12 protein-coding genes, 1 other RNA gene and 1 pseudogene are annotated in these 14865 nt (G+C 62.7%); 10 read left to right on the top strand and 4 right to left on the bottom strand.

Annotation, left to right across the window (positions count from 1 at the left end):
- Positions 1–82: 82 nt before the first annotated feature.
- From AB6N07_RS19600 to AB6N07_RS19570, 7 genes and pseudogenes are all read left to right on the top strand, one after another.
- Positions 83–775: a CvpA family protein gene (locus AB6N07_RS19600; RefSeq protein WP_370674735.1), complete on the top strand. Its 693-nt coding sequence runs from the start codon at positions 83–85 to the stop codon at positions 773–775.
- A 281-nt stretch (positions 776–1056) separates the two neighbouring features.
- Entirely contained in the window at positions 1057–2526 is a 1470-nt protein-coding gene (gene purF, locus AB6N07_RS19595; protein WP_370674734.1) for an amidophosphoribosyltransferase, read from the top strand.
- A 21-nt stretch (positions 2527–2547) separates the two neighbouring features.
- On the top strand, positions 2548–3282 hold the full coding sequence (locus tag AB6N07_RS19590) for an SDR family NAD(P)-dependent oxidoreductase (RefSeq protein ID WP_370674733.1): 735 nt from the start codon (positions 2548–2550) through the stop codon (positions 3280–3282).
- Positions 3279–4033, top strand: a pseudogene (locus AB6N07_RS19585) (N-acetylmuramoyl-L-alanine amidase). Before AB6N07_RS19590 ends, AB6N07_RS19585 begins: the two are co-directional and overlap by 4 nt.
- A gap of 212 nt (positions 4034–4245) precedes the next feature.
- Positions 4246–4779, top strand: a complete 534-nt coding sequence (locus AB6N07_RS19580; RefSeq protein WP_370674732.1) for a lytic transglycosylase domain-containing protein — start codon at positions 4246–4248, stop codon at positions 4777–4779.
- A 182-nt stretch (positions 4780–4961) separates the two neighbouring features.
- Positions 4962–5342, top strand: an RNA gene (rnpB, locus tag AB6N07_RS19575) — RNase P RNA component class A.
- A gap of 258 nt (positions 5343–5600) precedes the next feature.
- Positions 5601–6155: a flavodoxin family protein gene (locus AB6N07_RS19570; protein WP_370674731.1), complete on the top strand. Its 555-nt coding sequence runs from the start codon at positions 5601–5603 to the stop codon at positions 6153–6155.
- A 66-nt stretch (positions 6156–6221) separates the two neighbouring features.
- On the opposite strand, the gene AB6N07_RS19565 is transcribed toward AB6N07_RS19570, so the two are convergent.
- Positions 6222–7133: a uracil-DNA glycosylase family protein gene (locus tag AB6N07_RS19565; protein ID WP_370674730.1), complete on the bottom strand. Its 912-nt coding sequence runs from the start codon at positions 7131–7133 to the stop codon at positions 6222–6224.
- A gap of 215 nt (positions 7134–7348) precedes the next feature.
- Between AB6N07_RS19565 and AB6N07_RS19560 the strand changes: the two genes are divergently transcribed.
- The 3 genes from AB6N07_RS19560 to AB6N07_RS19550 are packed head-to-tail and all read left to right on the top strand — an operon-like array spanning position 7349 to position 10286.
- A complete protein-coding gene (locus AB6N07_RS19560; RefSeq protein ID WP_370674729.1) occupies positions 7349–9022 on the top strand; it encodes an electron transfer flavoprotein-ubiquinone oxidoreductase in 1674 nt (557 codons plus the stop codon).
- 33 nt (positions 9023–9055) lie between these two features.
- A complete protein-coding gene (locus AB6N07_RS19555; protein ID WP_370674728.1) occupies positions 9056–9739 on the top strand; it encodes a LuxR C-terminal-related transcriptional regulator in 684 nt (227 codons plus the stop codon).
- A gap of 1 nt (position 9740) precedes the next feature.
- Positions 9741–10286, top strand: a complete 546-nt coding sequence (locus tag AB6N07_RS19550) for an NUDIX domain-containing protein (RefSeq protein ID WP_370674727.1) — start codon at positions 9741–9743, stop codon at positions 10284–10286.
- 151 nt (positions 10287–10437) lie between these two features.
- Here the strand turns inward: AB6N07_RS19550 and AB6N07_RS19545 are convergent, their stop codons facing one another.
- From AB6N07_RS19545 to AB6N07_RS19535, 3 genes are all read right to left on the bottom strand, one after another.
- Positions 10438–11088 (bottom strand): HD domain-containing protein, encoded by a 651-nt coding sequence (locus AB6N07_RS19545; protein WP_370674726.1) that lies wholly within the window; start codon positions 11086–11088, stop codon positions 10438–10440.
- A gap of 211 nt (positions 11089–11299) precedes the next feature.
- Positions 11300–13339, bottom strand: coding sequence for a glycine--tRNA ligase subunit beta (gene glyS, locus AB6N07_RS19540; protein WP_370674725.1), 2040 nt, complete (start codon positions 13337–13339; stop codon positions 11300–11302).
- A 156-nt stretch (positions 13340–13495) separates the two neighbouring features.
- Complete coding sequence (locus tag AB6N07_RS19535) at positions 13496–14731, bottom strand: cell wall hydrolase (protein WP_370674724.1); 1236 nt, start codon at positions 14729–14731, stop codon at positions 13496–13498.
- Positions 14732–14865: the final 134 nt, after the last annotated feature.

The raw sequence follows: 14865 nt of genomic DNA, 5'->3' as shown, positions 1-14865 counted from the left end.
TTGCGAGTTCGGGCCATTACCGTTAATTCGATATCGGCGTGAAGGAATCAGGGGCCGGACTTCGGCCGCCAAAGGGGCAAAGATGTCGATTACGCTACTCGACGGGATCCTCATCGTGGTCATGCTGATCTCGGCGTTGCTCGCCATGATCCGTGGCTTCGTGCGTGAGGTGCTGTCGATCGCCGCCTGGGTTGCTGCCGCGGTCGCCGCCTTCCTCCTCTATGGTCATGTGTTGCCTTACGTTCAGCCGCATATTTCGCAAAAGCAGCTGGCGATGGTGGCGTCCGCTGGTGGCGTCTTCGTGATTACGCTGATCATCGTCAGCTTCATCACCATGCGCATCTCCGACTTCGTGCTCGACAGCCGTATCGGCCCGCTCGACCGCACGATGGGCTTCGTATTTGGCGCGGCGCGCGGCCTCCTGCTGGTCGTCGTCGGCATGCTGTTCTTCAACTGGTTCATTCATGACGAGGCGTCTCAGCCGGCATGGGTGGCCCAGGCCAAGTCCCGGCCGCTGCTCAATGCGCTTGGCGCCAAGCTGATGGCGGCGTTGCCTGAGGATCCTGAAAAGAAGATCCTCGACCAGTTCCAGAATCCAAGCGTTGACGATGGCACGCCTGTACCCGATGGCGAAGAAAGCCAGCCGCCGGCCGACGACGCTGCGCCAAGCGACGTGGCCCCTGGCAATGCCGCGCCGAGCGATGGTGCCTACAAGCAGGGCGAGCAAAACGGCCTCGACCAACTCATTCAATCGACCACCAAACCCAAGCCTTGAGCGGTCGTTTGAGCACGATATGCGAATGCGTCGGATCCGTCCGGCGCATTTGACGTTTTGAAGACAGCGCCGAATGCATTATATGCCTGCCTGCGCGACGGTCTTCGGGCGTTCCTGAACGCGGATCGAAACGACGCGTCGCCGAAGCGAAATCCGACTGCTCGGGTCGGGTCTTGCGGTTCATATTTGGAGATGCGGAGCGCCGCAGACTTCCAGCATCCCCGGCCTTGTGAAGCAATCAGCCGGGATCAGATGAAATCTCGAAAGTGGGTAGGCCAACCATGGACGATTTCACCCTCGACCCGTTCGCTGCCGATGATGACGATCGATTCCATGAGGAATGCGGCGTTTTCGGCGTCTTCGGCGTGGAAAACGCTTCTGCGCTTGCTGCCCTGGGGTTACATGCCTTGCAGCACCGCGGCCAGGAGGCCGCCGGCATCACCACTTTCGACGGCAAGGAATTCTACACTGAGCGACACATCGGCCTTGTTGGTGATAACTTCACCAAGGCCAAGGTGCTGGGCCGTCTGACAGGTGATCGGGCGATCGGCCATACACGCTATTCCACCACTGGTGGTTCCGGCCTTCGCAACGTTCAGCCGCTGTACGCCGAGCTGTCGGTCGGCGGATTTGCACTGGCCCACAACGGCAACCTGACCAATGCCATGACGATCCAGCGCGATCTTCAGCGCCGGGGAGCCATCTTCCAGTCAACCTCCGATACCGAGACGATCCTCCACCTCGTCGCCACCAGCCAGAAGGCGGCGATGGTCGATAAGCTGGTCGATGCGCTACGTGCCGTGGAAGGTGCCTATTCCATCGTCTGCATGAGCCAGGAGAAGATGATCGGTTGCCGCGATCCCTACGGCTTCCGGCCGCTGATCCTCGGCGACCTCGACGGCGCCGCCATCCTCGCGTCCGAGACCTGCGCGCTGGATATCATCGGCGCCCATTTCGTGCGCGAGGTTGAACCTGGCGAAATGGTGGTGATCACCGAGCGCGGCATCGAGAGTCTTCGTCCGTTCGAGCGGCGGCCGTCGCGGTTCTGCATCTTCGAACATGTCTATTTCGCTAGGCCGGATTCGGTCTATGGCGGTACGTCGGTTTACCAGGTGCGAAAGCGCATCGGCGCCGAACTTGCCCGCGAAACGCCGGCCAATGCCGATGTGGTGATCCCGGTGCCCGACAGCGGCACGCCGGCCGCCATCGGTTTTGCCGAAGCATCCGGCATACCCTTCGATTTCGGCATCATCCGCAATCACTATATCGGCCGTACCTTCATCGCGCCGACCGATACCATCCGCCACATGGGCGTGAAGCTGAAGCACAACGCCAACCGCACGGTGATTGAGGGCAAGCGCATCGTGCTGGTGGACGATAGCATCGTGCGCGGCACCACCTCGCTGAAGATCGTTCAGATGATGCGCGAGGCAGGAGCGGCCGAGGTGCACATGCGCATCGCCTCGCCGCCGACCACCGATTCCTGCTTCTACGGCGTCGACACACCCGAGAAGGGCAAGCTTTTGGCGTCGCGCATGTCGATCGAGGAGATGACGCGCTACATCCAGGTGGACAGTCTCGGCTTCCTGTCGATTGACGGCCTTTATCGCGCCGTCGGTTCCACCGCTCGCGACAATGAGCACCCGCAGTATTGCGATGCCTGTTTCACTGGCGAATATCCGACCGCGTTGACCGACGCCGCGGGCTCCGGCCCGGTGCGTCAGCTTTCGCTTCTGGCCGACGCCGGCTGAGTGCCTACGGGGAGGAACGAGGTGATCGAAAAACGCATCGTGGTCGTAACCGGCGCCTCGCGTGGCATCGGTTATGAGGCGGCGCTGGCACTTGGCCGGGCCGGTTGGCATGTGGTGGCCGTCGCCCGCACGCAGGGCGGTCTTGAGGAACTTGATGACGCCATCCGTGACGTCGGTGGCTCTGCCTCGCTCGTACCGGTCGATCTTGCCGATCCCTCGCGTATCGATGAACTCGGCGCGGCGCTGAGCCAGCGTTTCGGCCGGATCGACGCGCTCTTCGGCAACGCCGGTCTTCTGGGGGGCGGACTTGCTCCGGTGGGGCACATCGATCCGAAGAAATGGGATCAGGCGTTCGCCGTCAATGTCACCGCCAATTACCGGCTGATCCGTTCGCTTGATCCGCTGCTTCGCCAGTCGCAGGCCGGCCGCTGTCTGTTCGTGTCGTCGGCCGCTGCCTGGAAAGGCGCGCCCTTCTGGGGCGTTTATGCCGCTTCAAAGGCGGCTCTCAACGCCCTTGTCATGGCCTATGCCGAGGAAGTCAAAAACTTCGGTATCGCCGTCAATCTCCTCAACCCCGGACCGCTCAGGACGCGCATGCGCGCCCAGGCCATGCCCGGCGAGGACCCGGATACGCTCGCAACCCCCGCCGACCTCGCCCCTCATATCGTCTCGATCCTCGAGGCAACTGATGGACATAGTGGTGCGCTTTACGACTTTCCGACGCTCTCGTGGAAGAAGCTGCAGCCGCCGCAATGAGCCCTCACGATATCGGTCGCGCCTGGTCTTCACCCAATTCAGGCCATCGCCCGCCGGGCAGCGCCATCGATCATCTGGTTCTTCACTACACCGGCATGCGCTCGGAAGAGGGCGCTCGCGACTGGTTGTGCGATCCGCGCTCGCAGGTGTCGAGCCACTACGTCGTGTTCGAGGACGGCCACGTTTTCCAACTGGTCGACGAGAGTCGCCGCGCCTGGCATGCCGGTCGTTCTTTCTGGCGGGGCCTTACCGACCTCAACTCGCGCTCCATCGGCATAGAGGTCGCCAATCCCGGCCATGAGTTTGGATATCGTCCATTTCCGGACCGGCAGATTGAGGCGGTCATCGGGCTATGCCGCTCGATCTTTTCCCGCCATTTCATCCCCCCCATCACGTCGTCGCCCATTCCGATATCGCCCCCGATCGCAAGGAAGATCCGGGTGAACTGTTCCCTTGGGAGTGGTGCGCAGCTTTCGGCATCGGCCTTTGGGTATCTCCGGCGCCGCTGGATCACGGCTTGGCGTTCGCTCGGGGTGATGAGGACGAAAAGGTGCTGGAACTCCAGCGGCTTCTCCTTGGTATAGGCTTTGACGCTCCGCTTTCCGGGATTTTCGACGAAAGCACAGAGACCGTCGTTCGCGCCTTTCAGCGCCACTGGCGACCGGCCCGAATCGACGGCCGTGCCGATGCTTCGACCATGGATACGCTGACCCGTGTAGCCGCCGCTTTCGAGGCCTCCGCGACGGCCTGATCCTTTGCTGGCTGCGCAAATAATGCGGCGAAGATGCGGACGATTTCGCGGCCGCATGGCTGGCATGCGCCACATTGACGGCCCCGCATGGCCCGATTCGTCCGGCAGTTCCTTGCCCCGCTGGGAGGCAATGGAAACGAGACCGCATGAGCCCGATCAAAACGTTTGTGACCGCCACGCTTCTTTTTACAGGCACTCTTATGGTGCCCGCCATGGCAGACACTGCCCGGTCCGCCAAGGCAGATGCTCCGATCCCTGTCGACGACGCCGAAAAGCCGGATAGTATTTTCGAACTGTTGTTCGGCGTGAAGAACAGATCGCACGCGGTTACAGCCGAGAAATTCGACACCTCCGCTCCGAACGGCGGTCCCGGTTCCACTCTTCGCGGCCGCATCGCCGCCCACGCAAAGGCCGCCGGTTTGCCGGCTGAGTTGGCCGAGGCGGTGATCCGCCACGAGAGCCGATTCAATCCCAAGGCGCGTGGCCGTCACGGCGAGATCGGCCTCATGCAGATCAAGCCGCAGACCGCTCGCGCCCTTGGCTACACCGGCACGACCGCTGGGCTTTATGACGTCGAGACCAACCTTAAGTGGGGAATGGCCTATTTGGCCGGGGCCTACAAGCTGGCCGGCGGCGATACCTGCGGTACCGTTCTTCGCTACAATGCGGGGCATGGCGCAACGCGCATGAACCGCACGTCACGTGCTTACTGCTCGGAAGTGACGACCTACGTTGCCTCGCTCTGAAGCCGCCTTTGGCGCCGCGCGAAGTAAGTCTTTCGGGTGCGCGGCCTGCCGAAAGACGAAAGCGAAGCGAAAGCCAAGGGCCGGAGGCCCGCCGGCGATTGAGGCCGATAGAGCCAAGCAATCGCCGGCGGGTGATAGCTCGCACCTTGACCTTCCGGCGGGGGCGTGCAACACGGCTTGCGCCAGTCGGTTGGACGACCGCGCGGACAAGTGGCGAAAGCCCGTCCGGGAGGAAAGTCCGGGCTCCACGGAAACACGGTGCCGGGTAACGCCCGGCGAGGGCGACCTTAGGGAAAGTGCCACAGAGATCGAACCGCCCCGGTGCGCCGGGGTAAGGGTGAAAAGGTGGTGTAAGAGACCACCGCGGGACCGGCAACGGGACCGGCATGGTAAACCCCACCGGGAGCAAGACCGAATAGGGATGACGCGGGCGAAAGCCCAGCCCGTTTCCGGGCCAGTCGTCCGGGTTGGTTGCACGAGGCGTCCGGCAACGGCCGCCCCAGATGAATGGTCGTCGGGCGGGAAACCGCTCACAGAACCCGGCTTACAGACCGACTGGCGAATTCTCTCTGTTTCATCGACGCGACGCCGACCGATGGCGCGTCGGGACTTCTGTTCACTATCAGTTGACAGTATGTTGACCGCGGTGCGGAATGGCTTTTCTTGAAGCCGTCACCTCGCGAAACTATTCCTATGACCACAATTCGGATTAAGCACTTTTGCTAAGGACCGATCACGGCCCTCCGAGTTGCTGCCAGTTAAACGCCGCATCACGGCGCTCATCGAAGCGGGGCATTGCCCTCAAAAGGAATAGATCACAAATGGCTAAGGTCGCGATCGTTTATCATTCTGGTTATGGGCATACGGAAGTGGTCGCCAAGGAAGTCGCCGCCGGCGCTAGCGCCGATCTGGTCCCCATCGACGCCGAAGGCAATGTCAGCGAAGCGGGCTGGGCCAAGCTGGACGAAGCCGACGCCATCATCTTCGGCACGCCGACCTACATGGGCAACTCGAGCTGGCAGTTCAAGAAGTTTGCCGACGCCACCTCGAAGGCCTGGTTTACCCGCAAGTGGCAGGACAAGGTGTTCGGCGGCTTCACCAATTCCGCCAGCCTCAACGGCGACAAGCAGGTTACGCTCATCGGCCTGCAGACGCTGGCTTCTCAGCACGGCGGTATCTGGGTGAGTCTCGGCCTAGCGCCGGCCAACACCAAGGCGTCGACCCGCAGTGACGTCAATAACCTCGGTGGTTCCGTCGGGCTGTTGGTCTCGACGCCGTCGGACGCCGGCACCGATGAGGTTCCCTCTGGCGATCTGGAAACGGCCCGGTCCTATGGTGCCCGCGTCGCGTCGGTGGCCGGTAAGCTGCTGAACTGATTTCGGCATCGAGCCGATAAAATTCAAAGGCGGTGACCCCACAGGGTTGCCGCCTTCTGCTTGTTATCAAGCCGGTGGCAGCATGCCGCCATTTTCGAGAAACACCTTGGCCGTCAGAAAATCCCGCCAAGCCTCGCGCTTCTTGATCGGGGTTCTCAGGAGATAGGCCGGGTGGAAGGTTGGCAGCGCCTTGAAACGTTTGTCGCCGATTTCCAGCTCGCACCAACGGCCGCGCAGCCTGTTGATACCCTGCTTGACGGCTTCGCCGCCGAGCAGCGCCTTGGCCGGCTGTGCACCGAGAAATACGATCAGCTGCGGGTTGATCAGCTCGATCTGCCTCAGGATGAATGGTCGGCAGATGGCGATCTCCACGTCGGAAGGGTCGCGGTTGCCCGGCGGGCGCCAGTAGATGACATTGGCGATGTAGGCGTTTTGGCTGCGGCCGTACCCAATGGCATTCAGCATGCGATCGAGCAATTGACCGGAACGGCCGACAAAGGGCAGCCCTTCGATGTCCTCGTCGCGGCCGGGAGCTTCGCCAATCAGCATCAGCTTTGCCGCCGGGTTACCGTCGGCGAACACGGTGTTCTTGGCGGTGAGCTTGAGATTGCAGCCATCGAACGCCTGGATCAGCGCCTTGAGTTCGTCGAGCGTCTTCGCCGATTGGGCGGCCGCCCGCGCCTGCATCACAGTGGCTTCGGTCGGCACCTGCGCCGTCTGGCCCGCCGCGATGATCGGACGGACTGTCGCCCCTTGCGAGGGGAGTTCAAGCGCCGGAACCGGTCGCCGGCCTTCTGGCTGCGGCGACTGCCGCTGGGCGATCTGGCTTTCCGCCCTCGCTTTCGCCTTGGCGCTTTCCTCGAACCGATCGAGCGGCGCGTCGGCGAGCGTCACGTCGACACCCATCGCCGCATACCAGTCGAGCAGAGCTGCGGCGGCGTCGAGGCCGGGGGAGGGGGACGTTGGATCGGACGGCATGGCCCTTCTATAGAACAGGATGATCGCAGAGGAAACGCCGCAGCCTGAGCTTGGGGCTCCCGGGATCTGGTTCGAAAGCGTTTGATCGCATCCAAAGATCGTGGTTGAAGGGCTTCGGTGCTGAGATCCGTGTTTTCACCCTAGCTCTGCCACGAGACGTTGGCGCGGATGATGCACGCTCCACTGGCGATCATCTGCCCGAAAGAGAGACATTCATGACCACCGAGCTGCCCGAGCGCGAATCCATGGAGTTCGACGTGGTGATCGTTGGTGCCGGGCCAGCCGGCCTTGCCGCTGCCATCCGGATAAAGCAGCAGGCGGCCGCCAACGGTCAGGATATCGCCGTGCTGGTGCTCGAAAAAGGCTCGGAAGTCGGCGCCCATATCCTCTCCGGCGCCGTTGTGGACGTCTCCGGCATCTCGGCGCTCCTGCCCGATTGGCGCGACGATCCGGACAGCCCCTTCAAGACGCCGGTCACCGACGATCGCTTTTCCTTCCTGTTTGAAAAGTTCGGCATCCGTTTGCCGAATTTCCTGCTGCCGCCGCTGATGAGCAACCATGGCGCCTATGCCGTGTCGCTGGGCAACGTCTGCCGCTGGCTGGCCCAGAAGGCCGAGGCGCTCGGTGTCGAGATATATCCGGGCTTTGCCGCCGCCGAAGTGCTCTATGACGACGATAACAAGGTCATCGGTGTTGCCACCGGCGATATGGGAGTACGCAAGGATGGCACGCCCGGCGCCAATTTCCAGCGCGGCATGGCGCTTTTGGCCAAATACACGCTGTTCGCCGAGGGCGCGCGTGGCTCGTTATCGAAGATGCTGATCGCTCGTTATCGGCTCGATGAGGGGCGGGAGCCGCAGAAGTTCGGGATCGGCATCAAGGAGCTGTGGGATGTCGCGCCGGACAAGGCAAAGCCCGGTCTTGTGCAACATTCCTTCGGTTGGCCACTCGGTGGCGGCACCGGTGGTGGTTCCTTCCTCTATCATCTCGAGAATAATCAGGTGGCCGTCGGCTTCGTCGTCCACCTCAACTATGACAATCCCTATCTTTCTCCCTTCGAGGAGTTTCAGCGCTTCAAGACGCATCCCCTGATCCGCGGTACTTTCGAGGGTGCCAAGCGCGTCGCCTATGGTGCGCGGGCCCTCACCGAGGGCGGCTGGCAATCGGTTCCCAAGCTCGTCTTCCCCGGTGGTGCGCTGATTGGCTGTTCGGCGGGTTTCATGAATGTGCCGCGCATCAAGGGCAGCCACAATGCCGTGCAGTCGGGCATTCTCGCCGCCGACGCCATCGTCGAGGCCGTCGCCGCCGGCCGCGCGGGCGACGAGCTGACGCCCTACGATGCTGGCTGGCGAGAGTCCGCCATCGGCAAGGACTTGAAACGCGTGCGCAACGTCAAACCGCTGTGGTCGCGGTTCGGCACGCTTCTGGGCATTGGTCTCGGTGGCCTCGACATGTGGCTGGAGACCATGTTCGGCGTCTCGCCCTTTGGCACCTTGTTACACGGCAAGACCGACGCCGATTGCCTCCAACCGGCCGCGCGTTTCAAACCGATCACCTATCCGAAGCCGGACGGCAAGCTCACTTTCGATCGGCTGTCGTCGGTTTTCCTGTCGGGCACCGCGCATGAAGAGAACCAGCCGGTGCATTTGAAATTGCTGGATCCGGACTTGCAGAGGGTCTCGGAACTTGACGTTTTTGCTGGTCCATCGGCCCGCTACTGCCCGGCTGGCGTTTATGAGTGGATAGACGAGCCAACTGCTGGACCACGTTATGTAATTAATGCCCCAAACTGTGTTCACTGCAAAACTTGTGATATCAAGGACCCTAACCAAAACATTGATTGGGCGGTCCCGGAGGGAGCGGGAGGACCCAATTATCCAAATATGTAATGGTCATTTTGTTCTAGCGGGTAGGGTGGATTGATGAACGAGCGGGTAGAAGATGCGCAGTCGGCCGATGTCGGCCAGAATTGGACGGCGATTGTTGCCGAAGACCATCCGATTATCCAGTCGGCGGTGGTGCGCATTCTGAAGAAGCGCTTCGGTTTCCGGCAGCCGATTCTTGCCACCAGCTATGACGAACTTGCCGATGCCGTTCTGGACACCGGCGAAAACACACTGGTTATCACCGACCTCGTTATGCCCGGCATGCGCGGCCTCGACACCATCAAGCATATTCGCTCGCTGGCGCCAAAAGCCTTCGTTGCCGTTTATTCGTCCAATTCCGGCGAGGAACTGGCGCAGGGTTGTCTCGATCTCGGCTGCCGTGCCTTCATCGGCAAGCGGTCCTCGGAAGACATGCTGGCGGCGGCCATTGAAACGGTGCTCGACGGCGGCACGATCATTGAAGTCGGCGCCGACAATTCAGCCGTGTCACAGGCGGTGCTGGAGCGTTCGGCGCTGGTAGCCCAGCTGTCGCCACAGCAGCTCAAGGTGTTCCAGCTCCTCGGCGACGGTCTTCTCAACAAGCAGATCGCCTACCAGCTCGGTATCTCCGAAGCCACCGTCAAGGCGCATGTCGGCAAGATCCTCGAGACGCTGAAAATCACGTCGCGCAGTCAGGCCGCCATCACCTCTGCCTGGATGGCCGAGCACGGCTTGGTCTGAGGTGTCGGACATCCGCGCCACAGACAGCCGGATCGTCTACGAAAACCGCTGGATGCGCGTCCGCGAGGATGCCATCGAGCGGCCGGACGGTTCGCATGGCATTTATGGCGTGGTTGAAAAGCCGGATTTCGTTGCCATCGCGGCCATCGATCGGGTGCGTGGGTTTATCCACCTCGTCGAGCAGTACCGCTATCCGGTCGCCGGTCGCTATTGGGAACTGCCGCAAGGCTCCTGGGAAACGCGGCCGGATGTGCCCCCAGAAGAGGTTGCCCGCGCCGAACTCTCAGAAGAGACGGGGATTGTCGCGAGGAAGATGACGCGCGTTGGCGACCTCTTCCTTGCCTACGGCTATTCCTCGCAACGCTACCACGTCTTCCTGGCCGAGGAGTTGGAGCAGGGTGCCGCCGCCCTCGAAGCCGAGGAGGCCGACTTGATTGCGCGCGCTTTTCCAATTTCCGAGGTCGACGCGATGATCGCCAGCGGCATCATCCGCGACGCGACCACGGTCGCCGCGCTCGGGCTTATCCGATTGAAGGGGCTGCTCTGAAGGTCGCGCCTTCAGAGCCTAGCTCGAAATTCGCTGGGGTGCGGCAGATGGCGATGGTTTCGAGAACCGGAGCGGACTTTCTGTCCGTGAGCACCGGAAGCGCAGAAATCGAAGCTAGATGCCCGCCCCAGTAGGGTTTCGGGTTAGGCTCTCAGATCTCTTCCAGCAGATCGTCGTAGAAGCGCTGCAGCCGAGCATGGCGTTCGGCTGCGAGCCGCCGACCAGTTGCCGTCTTGAAGCCATCGCAGAGCTTGAACAGCTTGGTCATGAAGTGATCGAGCGCGAAGCGACTGTCATTGAGCGGCCGGTCCTCGGCTGAGGGGTCGCCGGCATCGTAAAGGTGGTTATTGAGCCGGCCAGCGACGTAGAAGCAGCGAGCCGCCCCGATCATGCCGATGGCGTCGAGCCGGTCGGCGTCCTGCAGGATGCGAGCCTCCAGCGTGGTCGGTTCGATGCCGGCCGAGAAGCTGTGCGCCTCGATGGCATGGGCCACCTTTTCCCGTCGTTCCTCTTCCCAGCCGATATCGGCAAGGATGCCACGCGCTTTTCGGGCTGACAGCCGCGAAGCACGGGGGCGATCCGGCGAGTTCTTCTCGACCGCGACGCAATCATGAAGCAGCACCGCCGCCGCCAGAATCTCGGTATCGCCGCCTTCATTATCGGAGATGACGGTCGCGTTCTTCCACACCCGCAAGAGGTGCGAAAAGTCATGGCTGCCGTCTGTGGTGCAAACGCAACCACCCGAATGGGGCAGGAGGAGGGAGGCGAGGCGGTCGTGCGGAGAGAACAGCGAAAAGGTCAACAGCGCTCATCCGTTAGCGAAAGATATTCAGATCAGCATACGCCGAAAGTCTTATATGCCAAGTCTTTTCATGGCAAATGCGCGCAAAAAGACCACATTCACAATTATAACGATTTAAAGTTGACTCCAATGCCCCGAAACTCCGGGCGAGGGCAAAAAAAGCCGCCCGCCAACATCGGCGGACGGCTTTTCCGTCAGAAATGACGAGGCTTCAGCCTTCGATCTTGGAGAAGTCGGCCACCTGATGGCAGGCGTCGCGCAGCACCGTCAGAAGGGCAAGGCGGTTGGCGCGCACGTCAGCGTCGGTGTCGTTGACCAGGACCTTGTCGAAGAAGGCATCGACCGGCGCACGCAGCGTGGCGAGAGCCTTCATGGCGCCCTCGAAATTCTCGGCGGCGACGGCATCGTGCGCGGCCTTGGCAGCCGTCTCGATGGCGGCGGCCAGCGCCTTTTCCTCGGCCTCCTTGAACAGGCTGGCATCGACGGCGGCGGCGACGGCGGTGCCCTTCTTCTCTTCGGCCTTCAGAATGTTGGCGGTACGCTTGTAACCGGCGAGCAGGTTCTTGCCGTCGTCACTGGCGAGCAGCGCGCCCAGCGCCTCGACACGCTTGACGATCAGCAGCAGGTCGTCCTGACCGCCGAGGGCAAACACGGCATCGACGAGGTCGAAGCGATTGCCCTGCTCACGAAGCTGCACCTTCAGGCGATCAGCGAAGAAGTTGAGCAGATCAGGCGTCTTGTTTGAATAGGCATTGAGCGGCAGGCGCACGCCATTGTCGAGGATGATGCGAATGACGCCCAGCGCTGCCCGGCGAAGCGCAAACGGGTCTTTGCTCCCCGTCGGCTTCTCGTCGATCGTCCAGAAGCCGACCAGCGTGTCGAGCTTGTCGGCGAGCGCCACGGCGATGGAGACCGACGCTGCCGGTACGCGGTCGGACGGGCCCTGCGGCTTCCAGTGCTCCTCGATGGCGGCGGCGACGGCTGCGTCCTCGCCAGCATGAGCGGCGTAATAGCGCCCCATCAAGCCCTGCACCTCGGGGAACTCACCGACGACACCGGAAAGCAAGTCCGCCTTGGCGAGCAGGGCGGCGCGGGCCGCCTTGTCCGCGTCGGCGCCGACCTGCGGCGCGATCTCGCGGGCGAGGGCCACGATGCGGCGCACGCGGTCGCCCTGGCTGCCGAGCTTCTCGTGGAAGGTGATGCCTTCGAGCTTGGGCACCAGCGTTTCCAAGGGAATGGCGAGATCGCCGTCCCAGAAGAACTTGGCGTCCGACAGACGCGCGCGGATGACGCGTTCGTTGCCGGCAATGATGGTGGCGCCACCGTCGGTCGCTGCCATATTGGAGGTGAGGATGAAGCGATTGGCGAGGCGTCCGGTTTTCGGATCCTTCAGCACGAAGCACTTCTGATTGGCGCGGATGGTGGCGCGGATCACCTCGTCCGGCACGTCGAGGAAGGCGGGATCGAAGGCGCCCATCAGCACCACCGGCCATTCGACGAGGCCGGCCACTTCGTTAAGCAGGCCCTCGTCCTCGACCAGTTCCAGACCGGAGGCGAAGGCGAGATCGCGCGCGTCATGCAGAATGATGTCGCGGCGGCGAGCCGGATCGAGCACCACCTTGGCCTTTTCGAGCTTCTCGACATAGTCGGAGAAGCGCCGCACCTTGATCGCCTCGGGGGCGAGGAAGCGGTGGCCGTAGGTGATGTTGCCCGAGCGGATGCCCTCGACCTCGAAGTCGATCACCACCGGCTCCTCGGTTTCTGGCCCGAAGGTGCAGACGATCGAGTGCAGCGGCCGCACCCAGCGCAGCGTGCCCGTGCCCCAGCGCTGCGACTTCGGCCAGGGGAAGCTGCGGATAACGGTGGGCAGCAATTCGGCGATGATCGTCTCGGCGGCGCGGCCCGGCTTGACGAGATCAGCGACGTAGAAGTCACCCTTTTTCGGGTCGGAGACGACGCGTGCCTTGGCGATGTCGTCGAGCCCGGCGCCACGCAGAAAGCCCTGGATGGCGCCAGCCGGCGCGTCGGTGCGGGGCCCCTTCTTCTCCTCGCGGATGTCGGGAGAGCGGGTGTTCAGGCCGTGAACGGTGAGCGCGAGGCGACGTGGCGTCGCAAAGGCGCCGGCGCTTTCATAGGTCAAGCCGGCGTCCACCAGACCGCTCGTCACCAGACCCTTGAGATCGTCGGCGGCCTTCGCCTGCATACGGGCGGGGATCTCTTCGGAGAAGAGTTCAATGAGAAGATCGGGCATGGTGGTCCTCGGGGCCTCCCGGCGGCTCGCCGGTCGTCTTTGAATGCTGCGTCTGATTAGTCGGTTCGGGGAAAAATGTCATCCCCGAATAGACGCACTAAAGGCGAGAAGCCATGAGGAAACGAGGCTGAAATCAACCTCACGGGCGACGGCCGCTCAGCTCCAGCCGCCGTTGATGGTCTGGTAGAACACGTGCATGCCGATCTTGGCCTTCTTGGTGAAGACGCTTGCCCAGTTCGGGCGCACGTAGGTGGCGTGATAATGGGTGGCCGTGCCGACGTCGTCGAGCCAGGCGGCGCCGCTCGTCACCTCGCCGGCGACCTGCTGCGCTCTCCGCCAAGCCGACTTGTCGAAGACGATGTCACGCCGGCCGTCGCAGGCGAACGAGAACTGGCATTCGTTGTATTTATCGCGGTTCTGGTAGACCACCTTGCAGATGGTGTCGGGATAGGCCGGGTTCTTGACGCGGTTGAGCACCACCTGGGCCACGGCGATCTGGCCCTTGCGCGGTTCCGAGCGGGCTTCGAAATAGATCGCCTCGGCAAGGCATTTCTGCTCTCCGTCGTTCCAGACGCTGGCTGGCAGCGGGTTGGCGGCCCACCAGTGGTCACCTGGGCGAACGACCGGTGCCGGCGGTGCCGGCTTGTCGCCGGGCATGGCGAACAGCGGCGCGAACATGTCCTGGCTGACCACCGAGCTGTCGGGTGCGTAGGCGGCGAGCAGCGCCGACGCGGCGGCGCCGGTCTCGGCCGGAGTGTAGGCACGCGATGGATAGCTAGTCGCCACCAGCTCCGTCCGGTCGGGCTTGTGCTGCGGCACCGGGATCGGCGTGAGATCGGCGACGTCGGTATTCGGCTTGGGACTGATAAACCTCGATACCGCCAGAACCGATAGCGGTGCCGACGACGCCTCGAAAGCCATGGTCGGCAGCACGGTGGGGGGTGTCAGGCGGCTGGCGTCACCGAGCGTGATGGAGCCGGCGGAAAAGCCGCGTTCGGTCGGGGGCGTCGTCACGGTCATTGGCAGGTCGCCCTTCCAACTGCGGTCGATGCGCTCCTCGTCGGGCACGAAGGCGGAACCGCCCACCGCGCCGGTGATGACTTCACCGGTGCCTTCGATGATGATCGAGCCGCCGTTCATTTCAAGACGGGCCGGCGTGTCCTTGACGTCGGCAAGGCGCGGGGAGACCACCGTGCTCTCACCACCTGGGCCGACGCCGAGCGTCATCGCCCAACGCGTTGTCGGGTTGATGGAATCGACGACCAGACTGGCGATGTCCTGATAGGCAACGGAGGTGGGAAAGGCGACCACGGCGACGAATAGCGCGCCGGCGGCGGCGAGTCCGACGCGCCCGTGTCCGGGCCGGACTCTGGTACGAGGAACGCGACGCATGGACTGACGGCCTCCGGGGGGAACAGAACTGAGACGAACGATGACGGAGACGAAAACTGCTCCCTGCGCCCATGCTGCTGGATTAACCTTGAAAAGCCGTTAATAGCTCTCGGTTGGGAGGCGGTGACTGGCGC

The organism is Pleomorphomonas sp. PLEO (assembly GCF_041320595.1).
In the GTDB taxonomy this organism is placed as follows: domain Bacteria; phylum Pseudomonadota; class Alphaproteobacteria; order Rhizobiales; family Pleomorphomonadaceae; genus Pleomorphomonas.
Note: the sequence above shows the minus strand (reverse complement) of the source record. Positions and strands in the feature narration are given on the sequence as shown.